Origin of the sequence: uncultured Pseudoflavonifractor sp. (assembly GCA_904419835.1) — a bacterium.
Taxonomy (GTDB): domain Bacteria; phylum Bacillota; class Clostridia; order Oscillospirales; family Oscillospiraceae; genus Pseudoflavonifractor.
The window spans coordinates 65,596-88,268 of the sequence record CAJFTA010000001.1; the positions used below are offsets into that span (position 1 = coordinate 65,596).

22 protein-coding genes are annotated in these 22,673 nt (G+C 62.3%); 18 read left to right on the forward strand and 4 right to left on the reverse strand.

Annotated elements, in window-relative coordinates:
• The first annotated feature begins 20 nt into the window (after positions 1-20).
• The 4 genes from dnaG (at position 21) to QZY67_RS00335 (ending at position 4,042) form a co-directional block, all read left to right on the forward strand.
• Positions 21-1,811, forward strand: coding sequence for a DNA primase (gene dnaG, locus QZY67_RS00320; protein ID WP_295368023.1), 1,791 nt, complete (start codon positions 21-23; stop codon positions 1,809-1,811).
• 37 nt (positions 1,812-1,848) lie between these two features.
• On the forward strand, positions 1,849-3,174 hold the full coding sequence (gene rpoD / locus QZY67_RS00325) for an RNA polymerase sigma factor RpoD (RefSeq protein WP_294532033.1): 1,326 nt from the start codon (positions 1,849-1,851) through the stop codon (positions 3,172-3,174).
• A gap of 126 nt (positions 3,175-3,300) precedes the next feature.
• A complete protein-coding gene (locus QZY67_RS00330; RefSeq protein ID WP_295368024.1) occupies positions 3,301-3,819 on the forward strand; it encodes a hypothetical protein in 519 nt (172 codons plus the stop codon).
• 37 nt (positions 3,820-3,856) lie between these two features.
• Positions 3,857-4,042: a hypothetical protein gene (locus QZY67_RS00335; RefSeq protein WP_294532023.1), complete on the forward strand. Its 186-nt coding sequence runs from the start codon at positions 3,857-3,859 to the stop codon at positions 4,040-4,042.
• Between the two features lie 103 nt (positions 4,043-4,145).
• On the opposite strand, the gene QZY67_RS00340 is transcribed toward QZY67_RS00335, so the two are convergent.
• The gene (locus tag QZY67_RS00340; protein WP_295368025.1) at positions 4,146-5,051 is read right to left on the reverse strand and encodes a selenium metabolism-associated LysR family transcriptional regulator; all 906 of its coding nucleotides are present in this window, start codon (positions 5,049-5,051) and stop codon (positions 4,146-4,148) included.
• Positions 5,051-6,223 (reverse strand): aminotransferase class V-fold PLP-dependent enzyme, encoded by a 1,173-nt coding sequence (locus QZY67_RS00345; protein ID WP_295368026.1) that lies wholly within the window; start codon positions 6,221-6,223, stop codon positions 5,051-5,053. The genes QZY67_RS00340 and QZY67_RS00345 overlap by 1 nt, the downstream gene beginning before the upstream one ends.
• 225 nt (positions 6,224-6,448) lie before the next feature.
• Here QZY67_RS00345 and yedE point away from each other — a divergent pair, with 225 nt between their 5' ends.
• The 4 genes from yedE to QZY67_RS00365 all read left to right on the forward strand — a co-directional run bounded on the left by yedE (position 6,449) and on the right by QZY67_RS00365 (position 9,390).
• Entirely contained in the window at positions 6,449-7,543 is a 1,095-nt protein-coding gene (gene yedE, locus QZY67_RS00350; RefSeq protein WP_295368027.1) for a YedE family putative selenium transporter, read from the forward strand.
• Between the two features lie 16 nt (positions 7,544-7,559).
• On the forward strand, positions 7,560-7,766 hold the full coding sequence (locus tag QZY67_RS00355) for a sulfurtransferase TusA family protein (protein WP_294532010.1): 207 nt from the start codon (positions 7,560-7,562) through the stop codon (positions 7,764-7,766).
• Between the two features lies 1 nt (position 7,767).
• Entirely contained in the window at positions 7,768-8,013 is a 246-nt protein-coding gene (locus tag QZY67_RS00360; RefSeq protein ID WP_295368028.1) for a DUF3343 domain-containing protein, read from the forward strand.
• Between the two features lie 420 nt (positions 8,014-8,433).
• On the forward strand, positions 8,434-9,390 hold the full coding sequence (locus QZY67_RS00365) for a tRNA-dihydrouridine synthase family protein (protein WP_295368029.1): 957 nt from the start codon (positions 8,434-8,436) through the stop codon (positions 9,388-9,390).
• Positions 9,391-9,546: 156 nt separating this feature from the next.
• Here QZY67_RS00365 and QZY67_RS00370 read toward each other — a convergent pair whose 3' ends face one another.
• A complete protein-coding gene (locus QZY67_RS00370) occupies positions 9,547-10,410 on the reverse strand; it encodes an NAD(P)-dependent oxidoreductase (protein ID WP_295368030.1) in 864 nt (287 codons plus the stop codon).
• A gap of 246 nt (positions 10,411-10,656) precedes the next feature.
• On the opposite strand from QZY67_RS00370, the gene QZY67_RS00375 reads away from it, so the two are divergent.
• The 8 genes from QZY67_RS00375 to glmS all read left to right on the forward strand — a co-directional run bounded on the left by QZY67_RS00375 (position 10,657) and on the right by glmS (position 19,130).
• A complete protein-coding gene (locus QZY67_RS00375; protein ID WP_295368031.1) occupies positions 10,657-11,250 on the forward strand; it encodes a cytidylate kinase-like family protein in 594 nt (197 codons plus the stop codon).
• Positions 11,250-12,629: an MATE family efflux transporter gene (locus tag QZY67_RS00380; protein WP_295368033.1), complete on the forward strand. Its 1,380-nt coding sequence runs from the start codon at positions 11,250-11,252 to the stop codon at positions 12,627-12,629. Before QZY67_RS00375 ends, QZY67_RS00380 begins: the two co-directional genes overlap by 1 nt.
• Positions 12,630-13,116: 487 nt before the next feature.
• Positions 13,117-14,070: an HPr(Ser) kinase/phosphatase gene (gene hprK, locus QZY67_RS00385; protein ID WP_294536401.1), complete on the forward strand. Its 954-nt coding sequence runs from the start codon at positions 13,117-13,119 to the stop codon at positions 14,068-14,070.
• Between the two features lie 283 nt (positions 14,071-14,353).
• A complete protein-coding gene (locus QZY67_RS00390; RefSeq protein WP_294536399.1) occupies positions 14,354-14,992 on the forward strand; it encodes a TetR/AcrR family transcriptional regulator in 639 nt (212 codons plus the stop codon).
• Between the two features lie 118 nt (positions 14,993-15,110).
• Entirely contained in the window at positions 15,111-15,872 is a 762-nt protein-coding gene (locus QZY67_RS00395) for an AAA family ATPase (protein WP_294536397.1), read from the forward strand.
• Between the two features lie 27 nt (positions 15,873-15,899).
• Positions 15,900-16,130 carry a hypothetical protein gene (locus QZY67_RS00400; protein WP_366448912.1) on the forward strand — a complete coding sequence of 77 codons (231 nt, stop codon included), beginning with the start codon at positions 15,900-15,902 and terminating at the stop codon, positions 16,128-16,130.
• A gap of 4 nt (positions 16,131-16,134) precedes the next feature.
• The gene (locus QZY67_RS00405; RefSeq protein WP_366448913.1) at positions 16,135-16,845 is read left to right on the forward strand and encodes a hypothetical protein; all 711 of its coding nucleotides are present in this window, start codon (positions 16,135-16,137) and stop codon (positions 16,843-16,845) included.
• 449 nt (positions 16,846-17,294) lie between these two features.
• A complete protein-coding gene (gene glmS / locus QZY67_RS00410; protein WP_295368034.1) occupies positions 17,295-19,130 on the forward strand; it encodes a glutamine--fructose-6-phosphate transaminase (isomerizing) in 1,836 nt (611 codons plus the stop codon).
• Positions 19,131-19,204: 74 nt separating this feature from the next.
• Here the strand turns inward: glmS and QZY67_RS00415 are convergent, their stop codons facing one another.
• Complete coding sequence (locus QZY67_RS00415; RefSeq protein ID WP_295368035.1) at positions 19,205-20,266, reverse strand: molybdopterin-guanine dinucleotide biosynthesis protein MobB; 1,062 nt, start codon at positions 20,264-20,266, stop codon at positions 19,205-19,207.
• Between the two features lie 327 nt (positions 20,267-20,593).
• Here QZY67_RS00415 and QZY67_RS00420 point away from each other — a divergent pair, with 327 nt between their 5' ends.
• Entirely contained in the window at positions 20,594-21,502 is a 909-nt protein-coding gene (locus QZY67_RS00420) for a carbon-nitrogen hydrolase family protein (RefSeq protein ID WP_295368036.1), read from the forward strand.
• Complete coding sequence (gene gluQRS, locus QZY67_RS00425) at positions 21,499-22,458, forward strand: tRNA glutamyl-Q(34) synthetase GluQRS (RefSeq protein WP_295368037.1); 960 nt, start codon at positions 21,499-21,501, stop codon at positions 22,456-22,458. Before QZY67_RS00420 ends, gluQRS begins: the two co-directional genes overlap by 4 nt.
• The last annotated feature ends 215 nt before the right edge of the window (positions 22,459-22,673 follow it).

Genomic DNA, 22,673 nt, shown 5'->3' on the forward strand with positions numbered 1-22,673 from the left:
TAGGGGAAAGGAGGGCTACCGTGCCGATTCCGGAACAATTTATAGACGAGCTGGTGGCCCGGAGCGAGATCTCCGACGTGGTGTCCTCCTATGTGACCCTGACCAAAAAGGGAAGCAACCTGTGGGGGCTGTGCCCCTTTCACAACGAGAAGACCCCCTCCTTTTCCGTCAACCAGGACAAGCAGATCTACCACTGCTTCGGCTGCGGCAAAGGCGGCGGGGTTATCTCCTTCATTATGGAGATTGAGAACCTGTCCTTTCCTGACGCGGTGCGGTTCCTGGCCAAGCGGGCGGGGCTGGAGGTGCCCGACACCGGCAGCGACGATGCCGGGCGGAAAAAGCGCGCCCGGGCTCTGGCGGCCAACAGGGATGCCGCCCGGTTCTACCACGACTATCTGAAGGGTCCCGGCGGCCAGCGGGTGCGGGAGTACATCGCCCAGCGGCAGATCTCCCCCCGGACGGCCACCCGCTTCGGTCTGGGCGCCGCCCCCGACCAGTGGGACGCCCTCACCAAAGCCCTCACCGCCAAGGGGTACAGCAAGATGGAGCTCATCGACGCGGGCCTGGCGGTGGCGGGCAAGAACGGCGGCATTTATGACAAATTCCGCGCCCGGCTCATGCTCCCCGTCATCGACGTGCGGGGGGACGTGGCCGGCTTCACAAGCCGCATCCTGCCGGGGGAGGAGGGGGCCAAGTACCTCAACACCCCGGAGACCGTGGTGTTCAAGAAGGGGCGGCTCATCTACGCCCTCAACTTCGCCAAGAACACCAGGCGGCCCAACCTGATTCTGGTGGAGGGCAACATCGACGTCATCACCCTCCATCAGGCCGGGTTTGACAACGTGGTGGCCACCATGGGCACCGCCCTCACCGAGGAGCACGCCCGCATCCTGGCCCGGTACACCAGGGAGCTGGTGCTCTGCTACGACAATGACCCGGCGGGCAAACAGTCCACCGACCGGGTGCTGGGCATCCTGAAGAATGCGGATCTGAACGTCCGGGTGCTCCAGCTGCCCAACGCCTACGACAGCGAGGGCAACCCCCTCAAGCAGGACCCGGACGACTTTGTCAAGCGCTTCGGCCCCGCCGCCTTTGAGAAGTGCCTGAGCGGCAGCGCCGGACAGAACGACTACCGGCTGGAGTCCCTGCTCCAGAAGCACAGCCTGGCCGACGAGGAGGGGCGCATGGCCTTCCTCCGGGAGGCGGTGGAGACGGTGGCGTCCCTGCAGAGCCCTATCGAGCGGGAGATCTACGGCAACAAGGCCGCCGCCGCCGGGGGCATTTCGGCCGCCGCCTTCGCCCAGGAGGTGGAGCGGTACCGCAAGAACCGGACCTGGCAGGCCAAGAAGAAGCAGACCAGAAAGGACCTGACCCCCGCCGCCCAGCTCCAGCCCAGGGAGCGGGAGCTGCGGTATGAGAACATCCGCTCCGCCCGGGCGGAGGAGGGGGTGCTCCGGCTCATGCTGCTGGAGCCGGGACTATTTCAGAGCGCGGGCGCCCTGGAGCCGGAGCAGTTCTCCTCGCCCCTGCTGGGCCGGGTGTACGGCATGCTGCGCACGCGCTGGCAGGAGGGGAGAAGCACCCAGCTGCCCGCCCTGACCGGGGAATTGACCGCCGAGGAGATGAGCCATCTGGTGTATGTACTGGACCAGCCCGAATCCCTGGCCCACAGCCAGAAGGCCCTGGCGGATTACATAGAGATTATCGCCACCGAGTACGCCAAGCGGTCCGGCGGGGCCCAGGCCGACCCCCTTATGGCCGCCCGGGAAAAATTCCGGGAGAAAAAGGCGTACAACGGACAGAATACCTGAGTTACAGAAAGAAAAAGCATATGGAGGATGACCGCACATGAGCGAGAAAAAGAAGACAGACGCCAGGAGCGCTGCGGCGGAAGCCAAGTCCACCCTCTCCAGCGTGGAAAAGATAGAGCAGGTTAAGAATGAGATCATGAAGATCGTGGAGGGCGTCCAGGGTTCCGAGAAGCTGACCGAGCTTGTGGAGCGGGCCAAGAAAAAAGGCAGCCTCACCGCCAGCGAGCTGATGGACGTGCTGGAGAACATGGACCTGGAGTCCGAGCAGATGGACAAGATCTATGATGTGCTGGAGAACCAGGGCATCGAGACCGTCAGCGAGGACTATCTCCCCGAGCTGGACGCCGATATTGTGCCCCCCATGGAGGAGCTGGAGGAGATCCCCGAGGAGGAGATCGTGGATCCCAACACCCTGGTGGACTCCTTCGGCATCGACGACCCGGTGCGCATGTACCTGAAGGAGATCGGCAAGGTCAACCTCCTGAGCCCTGATGAAGAGGTCCAGCTGGCCCAGGATATGGGCGCGGGGGACGCGGCCAAGGCCCGTCTGGCTGAGATTGAGGCGGCGGAGAAGAAGGGAGAGCCCATTGTCCTCACTCCCGAGGAGGAGAAGGCCCTGAAGAAGGACATCAAGCGGGGCGAGGCGGCCAAGCAGCGCCTGGCTGAGGCCAACCTCCGCCTGGTGGTGTCCATCGCCAAGCGGTATGTGGGCCGGGGCATGCTGTTCCTGGACCTGATCCAGGAGGGCAACCTGGGCCTCATCAAGGCCGTGGAGAAGTTCGACTACACCAAGGGCTACAAGTTCTCCACCTACGCCACCTGGTGGATCCGCCAGGCCATCACCCGGGCCATCGCGGACCAGGCCCGCACCATCCGGATTCCCGTCCACATGGTGGAGACCATCAACAAGGTCATCCGCGTCTCCCGCCAGCTGCTCCAGGAGCTGGGCCACGACCCCAGCCCCGAGGAGATTGCCGAGGAGATGAATATGCCCGTGGACAAGGTGCGGGAGATCCTGAAGATTGCCCAGGAGCCCGTCAGCCTGGAGACCCCCATCGGCGAGGAGGAGGACTCCCACCTGGGTGACTTCATCCCCGACGAGGACGCCTCCGAGCCCTCCGAGGCCGCCAGCTTCACCCTGCTCAAGGAGCAGCTGGTGGACGTGCTGGGCACCCTGACCCCCAGGGAAGAGAAGGTGCTCAAGCTGCGCTTCGGCATTGAGGACGGCCGCACCCGCACCCTGGAAGAGGTGGGCAAGGAGTTTAACGTGACCCGTGAGCGCATCCGCCAGATTGAGGCCAAGGCCCTCCGAAAGCTGCGGCATCCTTCCAGAAGTAAGAAACTGAAGGACTTTCTGAACTGAGCGGATACGGAACCTGCCGCTGAAAGCATAACCCCCGGCGCACCAGAGTGAACCGGACCAGTAAAAACGGACAGCAGACAAAATCCCCTCTGATGATGTAGGAAAATAGGAAACGGAGGTTATGCTATGATGTCTCTCTGTGCCGCAGTGGTGATCTTTGGCGTGGCCCTGCTGGCTTTCCTCCTACACAAGGGTCAGAAGATCAAGAGGTGGATTTCCGCCGCCTGCATGGCCGCCTGCGCGGTTTATCTGGCGTGGTACTTTCTCCCCTTCTCCGTTCCCCTCGACCCCCAGCGCACCTCCGTACTCCTCCAGTTCACGCAGGGAGAGCCGCTGAACCTCACCCAGGAAGAGCGGGAGGAGGTGCTCCGCCTGTGTGGGGAGCTCACCTACTTTCGCCGGCCGGGGCGGGTGGTCCTGCGCACCGGCGGCACAGAGGCGGCCTATCTCATCCTCCTCCAGAGCGGGGACGGCGGCTCCGGCGAGAGCCTCCACCTGACCCTGGCCCTCTCCCCGGAGGGCTTTGCCGGGGAGGACGGCCTCTATGGGGTCAACCAGAATCTGGACGGGGTGAGAGGACAGGAGCCCCTGGTGGAATACATCAAAGAGCTGGCGGACAAGTACGAAATCCCCCTGGCGGAGTGACAGACGGCGGGGCGGCAGAGAAGAGGAGGAACCAGTCATGCGGTTTGTCAAGGTAATGGACTATAACACCAGGATACGCACATTGCTGAACATCGATGCCATCAGCGCCATCCAGGAGGCCCCGGGGGGCTATTATACCATCATCACCAGCGCCAACACCCCGCTGCTCCTCGACAGGAACGACGGAAAACAGGTCCTGGACATGCTGGGCCTCTCGCTTTAAGGGCGCCGCCAGAAAAAAGACGCCGCCCCGGCTCTCAACAGAGCCGGGGCGGTTTATCTTTGGGTGCCTGGTCTGGTGCCGGGCCCATCCGTCTGTACGGCGCTCAGGGCATCCCGTCCAGGGCGTAATATTTTTTCACATGGGTGATAAAGGCCCTGACGTGCTCGGTGAGCGCGTAGTTCCGCTTCATTACAAAGTAGAGGTACCGCTGTGAGACGTGCTCCGGCAGATCAAAGAGGAGCACCCGCTTTTCCTGCACAAAGTTGAGGGCGGCCCGCTCGGAGATGATGGACACGCCAAGCCCGCCGGCCACCAGGTTTTTGATGGACTCCTGGTCGTTGATGCGGGCGGTGACCTTCAGCTGCTCCTCGGCAATCCCCATGCTGTCCAGAAAATACTCGGCGCTCTTTTTGCTGCCGCTGCCCTGCTCCCGGAGGATGATGGGCTCCTGAAGCAATCGCTGCAGGGGGGCGTCCTGCTCCTTCAGCGACAGAAAGTGGGGGTTGACGGGGGTGATCAGCACCATCCGATCCCGGTAGAAGGGGATGCAGGTCAGGTCCTCGTGGTCGTACTTCATGCCAATCATGCCCAGGTCAAAGCTGCCGTTGAGGATGCCCTCCACCACCCCCCGGCTGTCGCTCTGGTGGATGGTGAAGTAGGCCTCCGGGTGTGCCTTCCCGTAGGCGGGGAGAATTTCAGGCAGGATGTAGGCCGAGGGGATGGTGGAGGCTCCCAGCTGGATGATGCTGCTCTCATTGGAGGACCAGCGCCGGATCAGGTTGTCCCGCAGGCTGAGGATATTGCAGGCGCACTCATAGAGCTCCTGGCCCCGGGGGGTCACGTCCACGCTCCGTTTGGTGCGGACGATGAGGCAGGTGCCCAGCTCCTCCTCCAGGTTGCGGATGTGGGTGCTGATGGTGGGCTGGGAGAGGTAGAGCCGTTCGGCTGCCTTGGTGAAGCTGCGGTACCGCACAACCGCCGTAAAGGACTGGAGCTGCTTCATGTCCATCAGCGGGCATCCTCCTTCAAAATGGCCTCCAGGGCCTCCAGGGCCCGGTCCACCTGATCCTCTGTGTTCCACCAGCCGAAGGAGAACCGGATGGTCCCGGCGGGGAAGGTGCCCAGAGTCTTGTGGGCGGAGGGGGCGCAGTGGAGCCCCACCCGGGTCATGATGCCCCAGGCGCTGTCCAGCTCGTAGGCCACCCCGGCCATGTCCCGCCCCGGCGTCTCAATGGACACCACGCCGGTGCGGCCCTCCGTCCCCGGCAGGCCCACTGCCCGGATGGAGCGGCCCTGTTCCCGCAGGGTGTTGACGCCGACAAGGAACCGGGCGGTAAGGCCCAGCTCGTGGGCGCGGATGGCGTCCATCCCTGTCTCCTCCAGCCAGAGCAGGGCGGCGTGAAGGCCGATGATACCGGGCAGGTTGGGCGTGCCAGGCTCGAAGCGGTCGGGCATGAAGTCGGGCACCTCCTCGGTGTGGCTGATGCTGCCGGTGCCGCCCGAGAGCAGGGGGGTGATCTGTTCCGTCAGCTCCGGGTTGAGTAGGAAGCCGCCCACCCCCTGGGGGCCCAGCAGGCCCTTGTGGCCGGTGAAGGCCAGGGCGTCGATGCCCATCTCCGCCATGGAAATGGGGTACACGCCGCCGGTCTGGGCACAGTCCACAAAGAACCGCAGGCCGTGGGCCTTGCAGAAGGCACCCACCTCCCTGATGGGGAGCAGGGTGCCGCAGACGTTGCTGCCGTGGGTCATCACCACGGCCTTTGTGTTGGGCCGCAGGGCGCTTTCCAGAATAGCCAGGTCCAGGGTCCCGTCCGGATTACAGGCCGCCCGGGTGAAGGACACGCCCTGCTGTTCCAGCTGCACCAGGGGGCGCATCACCGCGTTGTGCTCCATGGAGGAGGTGATGACGTGGTCCCCAGGCCTGAGGAAGCCCTTGAGGAGCACGTTCAGGCTCTCGGTGATGTTCCGGGTGAACACCACGTTTTTGCACGCCGGGCCGTCAAAGAGCCTGGAAATCCGCTCCCGGGTGTCGTAGACCAGCTCCTCCACGCCGTAGGCCCGCTCATAGCAGCCCCGGTTGACGTTGCTGCCCACCCGGGTCATATAGTCGTACATGGCGTCGGGCACTGCCCGGGGCTTGGGGAAGGTGGTGCTGGCGTTGTCAAAATAGATGGTATCCATTCCATCCGCTCCAATTCATGCACAGTCCGTTCCACCGGACGCCCGTTTCCGCCCAAAAGGACGGAACTTCGACCGGAACGGAGCGTGAGATTTTCCACCATTCTACCATATACTTATCAAAATATCAAATAACAACTTTCGAATCATTAATAATTAATATTGGAAGTTTCCACCTGTGTCCACTATACTGAACTTATACCCGACAAATTTAAGGAGTGTGTGTGTATGGGTTTGAAGAAGGAAAAAACGGAAATTTTGGCGGCAGGCCTGGGGATAGGCGTCATCGCCGCGCTGCTGGTGCTCTTCGGCAATCCGGTGAACATGGGCTTCTGCATCGCCTGCTTCCTGCGGGACACCGCCGGCGCCCTGGGCCTCCACTCGGCGGCCAACGTGCAGTATATCCGGCCTGAGATCATCGGCCTGGTGCTGGGCAGCTTCCTGCTGGCCACCTTCCGCAAGGAGTTTTCCCCCAAGGGCGGCAGCGCCCCGCTGACCCGCTTTGTGCTGGGCTTCTTTGTCATGATCGGCTGCCTGATGTTCCTGGGCTGTCCCTTCCGCATGATTCTGCGCCTGGCCGGCGGCGACCTGAACGCTCTGCTGGGCCTTGTGGGCTTTGTGTGCGGCATCCTGCTGGGCGTGTTCTTCCTCACCAGGGGCTACTCCCTGAAGCGGACCTATCAGCTGCCCGCTCTGGAGGGCCGTCTGCTGCCCATCATCCAGGTGGTGCTGCTGGTGCTGCTGGTTGCGGCCCCTGTGTTCATCCACTTCACGGAGGCGGGCGGCGGCCCCGGCGCCCAGCACGCCCCCATCATCATCAGCCTGGCCGCCGGCCTTATCGTGGGCGCCGTGGCCCAGAAGACCCGCCTGTGCATGGTGGGCGGCATCCGGGATGTGGTGCTCTTCCGGGAGTGGAAGCTGCTCATCGGCTTTGTGGCCATCTTTGCCAGCGCCCTGGTGTGCAACCTGATCCTCACCGCCGCCACTGACGGCACCTACTTCAACCTGGGCTTTGCCGGCCAGCCCGTGGCCCATACCGACGGTCTGTGGAACGCCCTGGGCATGCTGCTCACCGGCTTTGGCTGCGTGCTGCTGGGCGGCTGCCCCCTGCGCCAGCTGGTGCTCTCCGGCGAGGGCAACACGGACAGCGCCATCGCCGTCCTGGGCCTGGTGGCGGGCGCCGCCTTTGCCCACAACTTCGGCCTGGCCTCCAGCGGCGAGGGTCCCACCGCCAACGGCAAGATTGCCGTCATCATCGGCATCGTGGTGGTGGCGCTCATCGCCTGCTTCAACACCTTCCGCAAGGAAAACGCAAAAGCGTAAGAGAGGAGAATGTACCATGAAACTGCTGGACGCGAGAGGGCTCTCCTGCCCTGAGCCCGTGATGATGATCCGCAAGGCCATGGCTACCGGCGAAAACACCTACCAGATTGTGGTGGACAACCCCACCGCCCGGGAGAACGTGACCCGCTACGCCGTGCACCAGGGCTACAATGTGTCGGTGGAGGAGAAGGACGGCGAGTTCACCCTGTCCATCACCAAGTGACATGACCTACATCGCTACGTTTTACTCCCACTTTGGAGCCATGCACTTCAAAAAGCAGTGCGAGGCCCGGGGAATGGCCGCCAAAATCATGCCTGTGCCCCGGGACCTGAGCAGCAGCTGCGGCACCTGCGTGCGCTACGAGGGGGACCGCCCCTGCCCGTCGGACGCCTGGAGCGACGAGGTGGAGCAGGCGGTGGAGGTCACCGCCCAGGGGTACCGGACCGTGTACCGGGCGGAGAACAGCTGAACCGGAAGAGGCCGGAGCGCCATATTGGCGCTCCGGCCTTTCAGCGTGTCGAGGAATCTCGACACGCTTCTCAAAAATGCTTGCATTTTTGAGAGGAGGCTACAGCCCGCTGCAGCGCACTCGCTTTGCGCGCACGTTTGCGGGCTGAGAAGTGTTTTTCCCGAGGCGCATGTCCCCGGGAAAAACAGATTTGGGCCTTATTTCGCCGCCTGCGGGCGGCGAAACTCTGCCGAGGGCCCTTTGCCCGCAGAAACGCTCTGAACGCTTGCACAGCCTTTGACAGATTTGACAAACTGGGAGACCGGAGCGCGGTATTGCGCTCCGGCCTCTGTTTTTGTCCTGCGGGGTGGACGAGCGGGAGAAATCCCGCTATAATGTTGCCTGCCCAAACAGAAGACTTTCAGCGGACAGGAGAACGATATGAGATGTTATTTCGCCCCTATGGAGGGCATCACGGGATATATTTTCCGCAACTGCCACAGCCGGTTTTTTCCCGGCGTGGACCGGTACTACATGCCCTTTCTCTCCCCCCGGCAGGACCACAATTTCACCCGCCGGGAGCTGGAGGACATCCTCCCCGAGCACAACGAGGGCGTCCACGCCGTGCCTCAGCTGCTGACAAAGCAGCCGGAGGACTTCCTCTGGGCGGCGGGGGAGCTGGCGGCCATGGGCTACCGGGAGGTGAACCTGAACCTGGGCTGTCCCTCGGGGACGGTGACGGCCAAGGGCAAGGGTTCCGGTCTGCTGGCCCGGCGGGAGGAGCTGGAGCGGCTGCTGGACGGCATCTTCGCCGCCGCGCCCATGGCCGTCTCCGTCAAGACCCGGCTGGGCATGCACGACCCGGAGGAGTTCGGCCCCCTGCTGGAGCTGTATAACCGCTACCCCATCGCGGAGCTGACCGTCCACCCCCGCATCCGGGGCGACTTCTACAAGAAACCGGTGCGGCCGGAGTACTTTGACCTGGCGGTCCGCATGAGCCGGGCGCCCCTGTGCTATAACGGGGACGTGGTCACACCGGGGGATTGGGAGAAAATATCGGCGCGCTGGCCGGAGGTGGAGGCGGTGATGATAGGCCGGGGCTTGGTGGCCGATCCGTCTCTGGCGGGGCGGCTGAAGGGGGAGCGGCCCGCCGGGCTGGATACCCTGCGGGCCTTCCACCACGAGCTGTACGAGACCTACGCCCAGGTATTTGGAAGCAGGAGAAACGCCATGCTGCGGATGAAGGAGGCGTGGACCTACCTCATCCACCTCTTCGGCGACAGTGAAAAGCTGGAGCGGCGCATCCGAAAGGCGGCGGACACCGGGGAGTTCGAGTCGGCGGTGGACGAGGTGTTCCGTACCCTGCCGCTGCTGGACGAGCCGGCAGGGGAGTGGTAAAGAAGTCAAAAAATGCAGGCATTTTTTGAGAAGAGGCGCCCCTTGCGCGACGCCTCTCCACTTAATACGTCATATCTTCCTACATAGGCGCCTTTTTGCGCTGTCCGCACAATTCGGGGCGGGTCACAACTGCGTACCCCGCTTTTTTCAGCGGACTTATTTCGCGTAGTAGCGGATGAGGCACTGGGTGCCCAGGTCGCCCAGGCCGGCCTCCTCCAGGCTGCGGCACTCGGAGAGCACCTGATTGAGCACAGGCAGATTCAGGCCGACGGCCTCGCTCTGCTCTGCCGACAGCTTCATGTCCTTGATGAAGTGCTTCATGATGAAGCCGGGGGCAAAATCGCCCGCCGCCATTTTGGGGCCCAGGCTCTGCATCTGGAAGGAGCCGGCCGCGCCGGCGGAGATGGCGGAGAGCAGGCTGTCCAGGTCCAGGCCGTTGGCTCTGGCGTAGGCGAGGGCCTCGCACACGCCGGACAGGGCCCCGGCGATGGCGATCTGGTTGGCCAGCTTGGCGTGCTGGCCCGCTCCGGCGGCGCCCATGTGGACGATAATTCTGCCCATGGCCTGGAAGAGGGGGAGGCAGGCGTCAAAGTCGGCCCGGTCGCCGCCCACCAGGATGGACAGAGTGCCCGCTTTTGCGCCGGTGTCGCCGCCGGTGACCGGCGCGTCCAGTGGCCGCAGGCCCCTGGCCTTGCCCGCCTCCCAGATGCGCCCGGCCAGGGCGGGGGAGCTGGTGGTCATGTCCACGATGAGGGCACCGGGGCGGGCACTGGCGATGATTCCGCCGCCGCCAAAGTAGACCTCCTCCACGTCCCTGGGATAGCCCACGATGGAGAACACCGCCTCCGCGTCCCTGACGCACCCGGCCACTGTGTCCGCCCAGACGGCGCCCTCGGCGATGACGTCCTCGCATTTGGACTTGGTGCGGCTGTATATGGTGAGGGAATATCCGGCCTTCATCAGGTTGCGCACCATGGACTTACCCATGATGCCAACGCCGATAAACGCGATTTTGTTCATCTCAATCCGCTCCTTTCGCATTTATGACGCCTCTATGGTAAAACAGGGGCGTGGCGCTGTCAAGGAGGAACAGAAGGGGGGCGGGCGGCGGCGGAAAACATGGATTTTTCCACAAAACAGCGGCGGAACGATTGACGATGCGGAGATGCTCCGATATAATAATACTGTAACCAAAAGCGCCGCCATGCCAGGCGGTTTTTTTCATCTGCAAACGGGATTTTTTACGAAATTTTGGAGGTGTGTGGAATGAAAACTGTGATTACCATCGGCCGTGAATATGGCTCCGGCGGACGCCTTGTGGCGAAGAAGCTGTCCGAGGCGCTGGACATCCCCTTCTATGACAAGGAGGTCATCCAGGGCGTGGTGAAGAAGACCGGCTTTGCCGAGAACTTTGTCCGCGACGCCGAGCGCCGCCCCACCAACAGCTTTATTTACGACCTCTACTTCTCCGCCCAGTCTCTCTCCACCCAGGACCAGGTGTTTATCGCCCAGTCCGGCGTCATCAAGGACCTGGCGTCCAAGGGCGGCTGCGTCATCGTGGGCCGCTGCGCCGACTACATCCTGCGGGAGCACAAGGACCTGCTGCGGGTGTTCATTTATGCGCCCATGGAGGAGCGTATCCGCCGGGCCGTGGAGGAGTACGGCGACAATGAGAGCAATATGGAGAGCTTTGTAACCCGCAAGGACAAGCAGCGCGCCTCCTACTACAATTATTTTACCAGCGTCCGCTGGGGCGACCGGAAGAGTTATGACCTGTGCATCAACTCCGCCCTGGGCCTGGACACCGCCGTGGAGCTTATCCGCACGGCGGCGCTGGCCAGGGAGGGACAGGGAAAGTAATGTCAAACATTGTGCCCCAGGAGAACAAGATGGGCGTCATGCCCGTCAACCGGCTGCTGATTACCATGTCGGTGCCCATGATGCTGGCCATGCTGGTGCAGGCACTCTACAACGTGGTGGACAGCGTATTCGTCTCTCAGCTCAGCGAGGACGCCCTCAACGCGGTGTCCCTGGCCTTTCCAGTTCAGAACATTATGATTGCCCTGGCGGTGGGCACCGGCGTGGGCGTCAACGCCCTGCTGTCCAAGAGCCTGGGCGAACAGGACGCCGCCCGGGCCAACCGCACCGCCGAGCACGGGGTGCTCCTGGCCGCCATCACCTGCGCGGTGTTCATGGTGTGCGGTACCCTGCTGGCCCGTCCCTTCTATATGGTCCAGGTGCCCAACGAGCCCGTCATCGTGGAGTACGGCGCCCAGTACATGCAGATTTGCAGCCTCTTTTCCTGCGGCATCTTTATGGAGGTCATGTTTGAGCGGCTGCTCCAGTCCACCGGGCGGACGGTCTACACCATGTTTACCCAGGGCGTGGGCGCGGTGTTCAACATCATCTTCGATCCGCTGCTCATCTTCGGCATCGGTCCCTTCCCCCGGCTGGAGGTGGCCGGCGCCGCTGTGGCCACGGTCATGGGCCAGATTGTGGCGGCCGTCCTGGCCATTCTGTTCAACCATTTCCGCAACCACGACATTAAGCTCTCCCTCAAGGGCTTCCGCTTTGACGGCTGGATCGTCCGGCGGATTTACCTTGTGGGCGCACCCTCCATCATCATGAACGCCATTGGCTCCCTGATGGTGTTCGGCATGAATCAGATCCTCCTCACCTTCACCAAAACGGCCACCGCCGTGCTGGGCGTGTATTTCAAGGTGCAGAGCTTTGTGTTCATGCCCATCTACGGCCTGAACAACGGCATGGTACCCATCATCGCCTACAACTACGGCGCCCGCAAGAAGGACCGCCTGCTCAGGACCGTGAAGCTGGGGGTCCTGTACGCCGTGCTCATCATGATCGTCGGTCTGCTGGTTGTACAGACCGTTCCGGACAAGATCTTCCTCCTGTTCCAGGCCGACGAGAATATGCTGTCCATCGGCGTGCCCGCCCTGCGGATTATCAGCCTGAGCTTTGTCTTTGCGGGCTACTGCGTCGTGGCCTCCGCCACGTTCCAGGCTCTGGGCGAGGGGATCCAGAGCATGATCGTGTCCATTGTCCGCCAGCTGGTGGTGCTGCTGCCCGCCGCGTGGCTCCTGGCCAAGCTGGGTGATGTCAACCTGGTGTGGTACGCCTTCCCCATCGCGGAGCTTGCCTCCCTGACCCTGTGTACCGTATTCCTTGTGCGGACCTACCGGAAGCTGATCCGGCCTCTGGGAGAGCCCATAAGCAAATAAACGGACAGAAACACCGAACAGCCGCGGCCATGGGCCGCGGCTCAGGCTGTCGAAAAAGTCCCTGGACTTTTTCGACAGCCTTCAAAAATGCCGTTACTTTCGCGCCGCACAGCGGCGCAAAAGTCCTCGCTCCGCTCCCCCTCGCTCCGCTCCCCGGAAGCCTTACACAGCAAGGCTTCCGGGGCATTCGATTCCACGCGAGGCGGGCGGCTGCCCCCTCGCGCTCCCCCGCCCCGACACGGGCGGATTCTGCTCAACCGAGGTTTTTCGACAGTCTCAGCCGCGGCCATGGGCCGCGGCTGTTTTTAACGCTGAAATTGGAAAATTATAGAATTTTTAGGGAATTAGTGCACAATTACCTGCGGAAGCAGAGGGGGATATCCATGAAAAACGCTGGATATTTTGGGGAGAAGGGCATTGTCAAACGGGGGGGAAGTGTGTATACTAGACAGTACAAGCTGTAAATGAAAATGGGGAGGTACGCTCAGTGGAGAGTTTGTACAGCGTCCCGCTGGGGAAGCTTATCAGTGAATTTAACCTGGAGGTCATTCGGAGCGGCAAGGACTATGAGGCCCGGGCCATCCGCACCGAGGATGTAAACCGCCCCGGCCTCCAGCTCATCGGATTTTTTGACTATTTTGACCCAAAGCGGATTCAGATGATCGGGCGTGTGGAGACCACCTACCTTACCGGTCTGACCCCCGAGGCCCGCCGGGAGTGCTTTGACAGCCTGATGGCCCATGACATCCCCTGCCTCATCATCTCCCGGGGCATGGAGCCCTTCCCCGAGTGCATGGAGATGGCGGAGAAGTACGACCGCACCATTCTGCGCACCCAGGAGACCACCTCCACCTTCATGAGCGCCCTGATTGCCTATCTGCGCACCGAGCTCTCCCCCCGCATTACCCGCCACGGCGTGCTGGTGGAAATCTACGGCGAGGGCGTGCTGCTGCTGGGCGAGTCCGGCGTGGGCAAGAGCGAGACCGCCATCGAGCTGGTCAAGCGTGGCCACCGCCTGATTGCCGACGACGCGGTGGAGATTAAGCGAGCGGGTACCAAGCGCCTGGTTGGCACGGCTCCCGAACTCATCCGCCATTATATTGAGCTGCGGGGCATCGGCGTCATTGATGTGCGCCGCCTGTTCGGCATGTCCGCCATCAAGGAGGAGTCGGACATCGACCTGGTAATCAACCTGGAGCAGTGGAAGGACGGCGCCATGTACGACCGTCTGGGCCTGGAGAACCTGTACACCACCATCCTGGATGTGCAGATCCCCTCCCTCACTGTGCCGGTGAAGCCGGGCCGGAATCTGGCCGTTATCATCGAAGTGGCGGCCATGAACAACCGCCACAAGAAGATGGGCTACAACGCCGCACTGGAGTTCACCAAGCAGATCAACGAGCACTTCGACCAGGCCATGAGCCAACAGCTCAAGGGCTGACAGCCGGACAGAGAAACATCATGCAGCGGGCTGCGGAACAGAGGTTCCGTAGCCCGCCTTTCTGTTATTTTTTGGGAAAATTAGAGAGAAAAAGGATACTACAAATGTCATATTATATAAAAGCAGAATAAGAAAACTCGATAAAAATAGAAAAACACACAAAACAATTGAAACAGGAGAAAATGACAAAAATTTAACAACTCATTTCCAAAGTATTGCGTTTCCCGAAGAACTGTGCTTCAATGGGCATAGAGCAGTCCTGCGGGAGGGAAAGGAGCGCGGCATGTCGCTGGAAGAAATCCGGGAACAGAACAAGCGGCTGGTGGCGGAGACGGCGCTGGAGGTCTTTACCCGCCAGGGGGCGGGCAATACCACGGTGGCAGATATCTCCCGGGCCTGCGGCCTGACGGAGCGGTCCATCTACCGGTATTACAAGACCAAGGTGGACCTGATTCAGGCGGCGGTCTATCTCTACTACGACAAGATGACCCGGGAGGCGGACCGGCGGAGCCGGGAGATGTTCCGCCCGGGCATGACCGGGCTGGAGCAGATCCACCAGATGCTGCGGTTTTACTCCCACATGTATCTGGAGTATCCCGACCAGATCCGTTTCTGCGCCGACGCGGAGGTCATTCTCAGCCGGGCGGGCCGGGAGCGGGACGACGTGAACTGGCCGCCGGAGCAGTTTGAGCGGTCCAACAGCCCGCTGGTGCGGGCCATCCGCCAGGGGCTGGCCGACGGCAGCGTGTCCCCTAAGGTGGACGTGAAAAACCTCTATTACAACGCCTACGACTCCATTCTGGGCGTGATGCAGAAGATGAGCTGGAGCAGGCTTCAGGTGAGCCGGGAGGAGGCCGGGACCCGCATGGATCAGCTGTGCGACATCTTCACCGCGGCGTTCCGGGGAGATTTTTTGACATAAGGAGAAATTCAGGCGGGCTTTTGGGAGGAAAGCCGGACGCCGTTTTTTCAGGCCCATAAATGTCAGAGAGACTGACAGATTAGACGGAAGCAACACAGAGGCAAAGGAGGAACAGACAATGGGAAACGCAGTCATCACCGTCGCCGGGAAGGGAGGGGTGGGAAAGACATCCATCTCGGCGGCGATTGTGCGGCAGCTGGTGCGGGACCACCCGGACGCCCGGATTCTGGCCATTGACGCCGACCCGGCGGTGGGACTGGCCACGGCCCTGGCCGTACAGGTCAGCGAGACCATCGACGACATCCGCAAGGCCATCACCGCCTCCGGCGAGGAGGACAAGAGCAAAAAGACTGCCATCGAGCTGCTGGGGGAGTCCAAATTCCGCATCTTCGACGCCATGGTGGAGCAGGACGGCTTCGCCTTCCTGGCGGTGGGACGGCCTGAAGCGGCCGGGTGCTATTGCAGCATCAATTCCTACCTGAAGGCGGTCATCAGCATGGTGTCCGACGCCTTTGATTACGTGGTCATCGACGGGGAAGCGGGCATCGAGCAGGTCAACCGGCGGGTGATGGAGCGGGTGACCCACCTGATTCTGGTGACCGACCCCAGCAAGAAGGGCACCCAGGTCATTCAGACCATCAAGAAGGTGGCCGACGAGCTGGTGATGTACCAGGCCGTCGGCGCCATTGTCAACCGGCTTAACGATCCCCAGGTGGCCCGCTACGTGGACACAGGCGGCATCCCGGTGCTCGCCGAGATTCCAGACGATGGAAACCTGGCATTGTGCGACGTACAGGGGAGAAGCGTAATGGAGCTGCCGGACGACTCCAACCTGGTGCTGGGCGTGCAGCGGGCGCTGAAGGCCCTGGGCATCGCCTGACGCCGCCGGACGGAAGAGAGGTGCGATATGCGGGACCTAAAACATCTCTACTACTTTGAAAAGCTGCTGGACGACGCAAACAACGCTCTGGTGCGCCAGGCCAAGGCGGAGGGCCGCCTGGCCTTGGGGTACACCTGCTACCACATGCCCGAGGTGCTGCTCAACCTGGAGGGCTGCTTCTCGGTGCGGCTGCGCGCCCCCCGCACCGGGTCCATGGAGGTGGCCACCTACTACATGTCCAACGCCACCTGCGAGTAAGCTGATGAAGAAGGGCTACGCCCACTCGGTGGCCACCGACGACAAGCCCCGCTACCGGGCCATCGTCTGGAGTTGCCCCGCCCACTACTACTCCAACTTCACCTACTGGGCCCAGAACTGCTGGGGCATCAAGACCCTGGTGGATATGGAGTGCATGCTGGCCTACCACCACTACGACGAGCACGACAAGGAGAAGGTGCTGGAGGACATGGCACGGGGCTACGAGCGGATGACCATGCGCTCCCACTCCAACGGCGGCTACGAGCAGGGCCGGGAGGTCAAGGTGGTGGAGATGCTGCCCAACTTCATGGAGGGCGTGTGCACCGCTAACCGGGGCCACCTGCTGCACTACATGGAGAAGGCGGGGGTGGAACTGTACAACTGCGCCAAGGTCACATCCTTCGAGCCGGGCAAGGTCCACATCAGCCGCAACGTGTCCAAGGGCGCGCCCAACCCCTACAACACCTGGCAGCCCCTGCTGCCGGAGAACATCCCCAACCCCCTGGCCCCCAAGCTGGGCCCCGAGACCCGGGAGGTGACACTGGACGCGGACCTGGTGGTGCTGGCCATGGGCGGACGCCCCGACGATGCCGCCTACTTTGAGGCTCTGGCGGCCAACGCAGCCCCGGAGATTTATAACATCGGCGACAGCTTTGCCGGCGGCCGGGTGCTGGAGGCCAACCGGGCGGCCTTCCGTCTGGCGGCAAGGGTGTAAACAAAATCGTACGCAGCAAGAACAGTCCCTGTCCCGCGCACTGCGGGACAGGGACTGTTCTTGCTGAAAGGGGAAGAACCTGCGAAAGAAAGGGAGACTTACAAGAAAAAAGCCCTCGGCAGAGTTTCGCCGCCCGCAGGCGGCGAAATCAAATGGAAATCTGTTTTTTCCGGGGACATGCGCCTCGGGAAAAACACTTTTCAGCCTGCAAGCGTGTGCGCTTTGCGCGTGCGGCGCAGGGGGCTGCATCCCCTCTCAAAAATGCAGGCATTTTTGAGAGGGGAAAATGGGCCCGGGCACGGAAAAATTTTTCTTGTCACAGGCGTCCCATGCCGCTATAATAAAAACGTTGTTTCATAAAAAGAGTAAAAAACATTGAAAACGATTCATAATATGAAACATATGGAACAAATAGGACGAAACATCCAGGTGACAGGAGGAGATCTGCCATGTGCGGTATCGTAGGATATATTGGAAGGGAAGGAGCGGCGCCCATTCTGCTGGACGGCCTGAGCCGGCTGGAGTACCGGGGCTATGACTCGGCGGGCATTGCCGTGTGGTCGGAGAAGGAAGGGCTCCGGGTGGCCAAGGCCAAGGGCCGGCTCCAGGTGCTCTCCGACATGGTGGACGGCGGTGCGGCCATCCACGGCACTGTGGGCCTGGGCCACACCCGCTGGGCCACCCACGGAGCACCCTCCGACGTCAACTCCCACCCCCAGGTCAGCAGGAGCGGCCACATTGCGGTGGTCCACAACGGCATCATCGAGAACTATGTGGAGATTAAGGAGTTCCTCCAGTCCAAGGGGGTGGAGTTTGTCTCCCAGACCGACACCGAGGTGGTGGCCCAGCTGCTGGAGTATTACTACCGGGGTGATATCCTGGAGGCACTCACCAAGGTGCTCCACCGCATCAACGGCGCCTACGCCCTGGGCGTCATCTGCTCCGACTGCCCCGACCGGCTCATCGCCGCCCGTAAGGACAGTCCTCTGATCCTGGGCCTGGGGGATGGGTTCAACTTCCTGGCCAGCGATGTGACCGCCGTTATCAAGTACACCCGGGAGGTCTACTATCTGGATGACGGGGAGATTGCCGTGCTCACCGCCGACGGCATCCAGGTCTATAACCACCCCTACCTCCAGCCGGTGCGCAAGGAGCGGCACCACGTGGACTGGGAGATCTCCGCCGCGGAGAAGGGCGGCTACGAGCACTTCATGTTCAAGGAGATCATGGAGCAGCCCAAGGCCTTCCGGGATACCATCTCCCCCCGGATTCAGGACGGCCGTGTGGTGCTGGAGGGGCTGAACCTGACGGCGGAGGATTTGAAGGCGCTGGACAAAATCTACGTCATCGCCTGCGGCTCATCCTACCACGTGGGCATGGCCGCCAAGTACACCCTGGAGCGGCTGCTCCGCAAGCCGGTGGAGGTGACCCTGGCCTCTGAGTTCCGGTACTGCGACCCCATTGTCACCTCCAAGACCCTGGCCCTGGTCATCTCCCAGTCCGGCGAGACCATCGACACCCTGGCCGCCATGCGGGAGGCCCGCAGGCTGGGAGCCAGATTGCTGTCCATCGTCAATGTGGTGGGCTCCACCATCGCCCGGGAGAGCGACGACGTGCTCTACACCTGGGCCGGGCCGGAGATTGCCGTGGCCACCACCAAGGCCTACTCCACCCAGCTGGCGGTCATCTACCTCATCGGCCTGTGCTTCGCCGACCTGATGGGCACCATCGCCCCCGAGGAGTATACGGCAATCGTGGAGGAGCTCCAGCGCATCCCCGACAAGATGGAGGAGATTCTCTCCCACCGGGAGGATATCCAGTATTTCGCCTCCATCTACTTCAACCACCCCTCCATCTTCTTCATCGGCCGCAACATCGACTACGCCGTGGGTATGGAGGGTTCTCTCAAGCTCAAGGAGATCTCCTACATCCACTCGGAGGCCTACGCCGCCGGTGAGCTAAAGCACGGTACCATCTCTCTCATCGAGCCGGGCACCCTGGTGGTAGCCCTGGCCAGCTACGGCAAGCTCTTTGAAAAGCTGATGAGCAACGTGGTGGAGGTGAAGAGCCGCGGCGCCGACGTGCTGGGCGTGACCACCGCGTCCCTGGCGGGGGAGATGGCCAAGACCGTGGATCACGCCATCTTAGTGCCCGATACCCATCCCATGCTGCTGCCCTCCCTGGACGTGCTGCCTCTCCAGCTCTTCGCCTACTACGTAGCCCTCATGCGGGGCTGTGACATCGATAAGCCCCGGAACCTGGCCAAGTCGGTGACGGTGGAGTAAGCGCTGCAGAACACAAAAGCGGAGCCGCATGCGCGGCTCCGCTTTTGCTATGGACATAAAGGAGAGAGGAACCCTCAGCCGTCCTTCCGGATGGCCTCCACCGTGGCCTTCAGGCCGGGAAGCAGGCGTTCCAGACAGGGAAGCGCCTGCTCCGGTTCGCCGGGCAGGTTGACCAGAACCGTCCGCTTACGCATACCGGAGATGGAGCGGTCCAGCATGGCGCCGTCGGACAGATCGGCCAGGGCACGGCGCAGGGCCTCGCACACGCCGGGCAGAGCGCGCTCGGTCACGTCGGCCGTGGCCTCGGGGGTGCAGTCGTAGAGGGAGCAGCCGGTGCCGCCCATGGTGACCACCAGGTCGGCCAGACGACTGTCGGCCAGGCGGGTGAGCTCGGCGGACAGCATAGCCCGGTCCCGGGGCAGCAGGGAAACGGACACCAGCTCAAAGCCGGCCTGGGTCAGCTTTTCAGAGGCGTTGGGGGCGGCGGCGTTGGGGCTGGTTCCGGCGTAAATGCTGTCACTGACCGTGACCAAGGCAGCCCGGAGCACACCCTCAGGGACGGAGACGGTCTTGTTGGCGGAAGAAGATTCCATTACATTCACTCCAATCTCACGATAATAGTAGTATAGGAGAAAATCTGCCACGGCTTGGCAGTCAAAGGGCAGCTGGGGCACGCCGCAGGGGGGAAGGGACAAGTCGGTCACCAAGGCCAGCACGGTGGACAGGTCGCAGGACGGCCGGTTGGAATATCCGGAGCGAACCAGCTCCAGCTTGGGCCAGAAGCTGCGGTCAAACCCCTCCATGAGGATGAGACCCGCGTCCTGAAACTGGGAAATCAGGTGCTGCTCGGTGATTCTGCGCCGCTGGACCACCATGGACAGCTCTCCGTCAAACACGCCCACGGCGCCGGCGCCCGCCTGGCGGAAGGCAGTGGAATAGCGGTCGGGGCCGGACGGGTCCAGGGGACGGCTTGCCCGTTTGATGACGGCTGTTTTGACGCCCGCAGCCGTGAGCCGTGGCAGGATGCTGCGGATGAGTCTGCTTTTGCCGCACCCTTCCGGGCCACAGACCGCCACCACCACGGGGGTCTCCCGGATGGCGTCAGGTGGAGCGGGGGAACGGGGGATGGGATTCATGGGCTCCACCTCCAGAAAAAAGGACCGCCGTCTGGCGGTCCGACGAAAAAAGTATATCAGAAAAAAAGGCAGATTACAACAGGAAAGCAGAGGATGCGGGACGTTGTCAGGCAGGCGGGGATATGATAAGATAATACCGGCTGAGCAGGCAGCTTTGCGGCTTGTTCGTGCGGAGTATGCCGCAAAAACGGGCAGAAATAGCGGATTATATCAGCTTTTGCGCAATTTAACCATTACACGATGCGTATTTCCGGCGGGGCGGCCAGGCGCCCGCCGGTGACGCGGGCTTGCGCTTGGAAAAACTTTTTGCAGAGAGGAGCGGTCTATGTGGAGAGGACGGGCAGCGGCGGACGATTCCGCATCGCAGTGCTTCAGGAAAAATCAAAGGCCGGCAGGCTGGAAGAAAATACGGCGGCGGTGCTGTCTCATATGGAGGAGGCGAAAAGGCACGGGGCGGATCTGCTCCTTCTGCCGGAGTGCTTTCTGACCGGATACAGCCTCCCGGTTGAAAACAGCCAGGCCATAGGGCCGGACGATCCCTACCTGACCCAGGTCTGTCGGGCCGCGCGGCGCCTGGAAATCGGCGTTGTGGTCACAGCGTTTACAAGGGGGACGGAGCGGCCGCGGAATACAGCCTTTGTGGTGGATAAGACAGGAAAAATCCTGATGGAATATTCCAAAGTTCACACCTGTGATTTTGCAGATGAAGCCTGTCTGGAGGGCGGCAGGGAGTTCTGCGTGTGCGATTTTCACGGGATCAGGCTGGGCGTCATGATTTGCTATGACCGGGAGTACCCGGAGAGCGCGCGGATACTGATGCTGAAGGGCGCGGAAATAATTCTGGTGCCGAACGACTGCACCTCCATGCTCCCAAGAGTACGGGCGCTTTCCACCCGGGCTTATGAGAATATGACAGGCGTGGTCATGGCAAATCCGGACGGGGAGAATGGGGGATGCTCCTGCGCATTTTCTCCAATCTGCTGGGACAGAGAGGGAAGGTGCATTGATAACACAATTTTTCTTGCAGGAGAACGGGAAACGGGGATTTTCTATGCGGATTTTGACCTGGAAGAGTTGCGCGCGTACCGGGAGCGGGAAATGCTTGGCAATACCTTCCGAAAAGTGCATGCATACGGAGAACTGCTGAACGGAGTGGTGAAGCCGCCCTTTATCCGCCGGCGCGCGCAGCTGCTCGGGACAGAGCAGGATGAAAAAGCGCGGGAGGGGCTGGAATGAACGGACAAAAAATACGGGGCCGCTTTGCGCCCAGCCCCAGCGGGCGGATGCATCTGGGGAATCTGTTTTCGGCTCTGCTGGCCTGGCTGTCGGTGCGGTCGGCGGGGGGCGTTCTGGTGCTGCGGATGGAGGACCTGGACCCGGACCGCTGCCGTCCGGAGTACGCGGCGCAGCTGGCGGAGGATCTGCTGTGGCTGGGCCTGGACTGGGACGAGGGCTATGGAAAGGGCGGTCCGGACGGCCCCTACCTCCAGAGTGAGCGGACGGAGCAGTATGCCGCCGCCTTTAACCGCCTGGAGGAGATGGGGCTGGTCTACCCCTGCTACTGCACCCGGGCGGAGCGGCTGGCGGCCAGCGCGCCCCACCGGTCGGACGGTCAGGCGGTGTACGGCGGCCGGTGCCGGGACCTGACGGCGGAGGAGCGTTCGGCGCTGGAGGCGGCGGGCCGGCGGCCTGCCTGGCGGCTGAAGGTGCCCGATGAAGTGTGGGCCGTGGAGGACGGCCACATGGGCCGGTACGGGGAAAATCTGCTGCGGGACTGCGGGGACTTCATCATCCGCCGGTCCGACGGGGTGTACGCCTACCAGCTGGCCGTGGTGGCGGACGACGGCGCCATGGGCATCAATCAGGTGGTGCGGGGCATGGATCTGCTCTCCTCCGCCCCCCGGCAGTGCTATCTCTACCACCTGCTGGGTCTGGAGCCGCCGGAGTTCCGCCATGTGCCCCTTCTGCTGGCGGAGGACGGCCGCCGCCTGTCCAAGCGGGACCGTGACCTGGACATGGGGGCTCTGCGGGCGCGGTGGACGCCGGAGGAGCTGGCGGGCCGTCTGGCCATGCTGGCCGGGCTCCAGACCGGGCCGGAGCCGGTGACGCCCGCCGCCCTGGCGGAGGACTTTTCCTGGACGCGGGTGCCCAGAACGGACATTGTGGTGCCCGGAGGGCTGTTTGAGAAATGACTTGAGCCGGAGGTGAAAGCCTCCGGCTCAGCCTGTCAAAAAACCTTGGTTGAACAGAATCGAGCTGTGTCGGGGCGGGGGAGCGCGAGGGGGCAGCCGCCCGCCTCGCGTGGAAACGAATGCCCCGGAAGCCTTGCTGTGCAAGGCTTCCGGGGAGCGGAGCGAGGACTTTTGCGCCGCTGTGCGGCGCGAAAGTAACGGCATTTTTGAAGGCT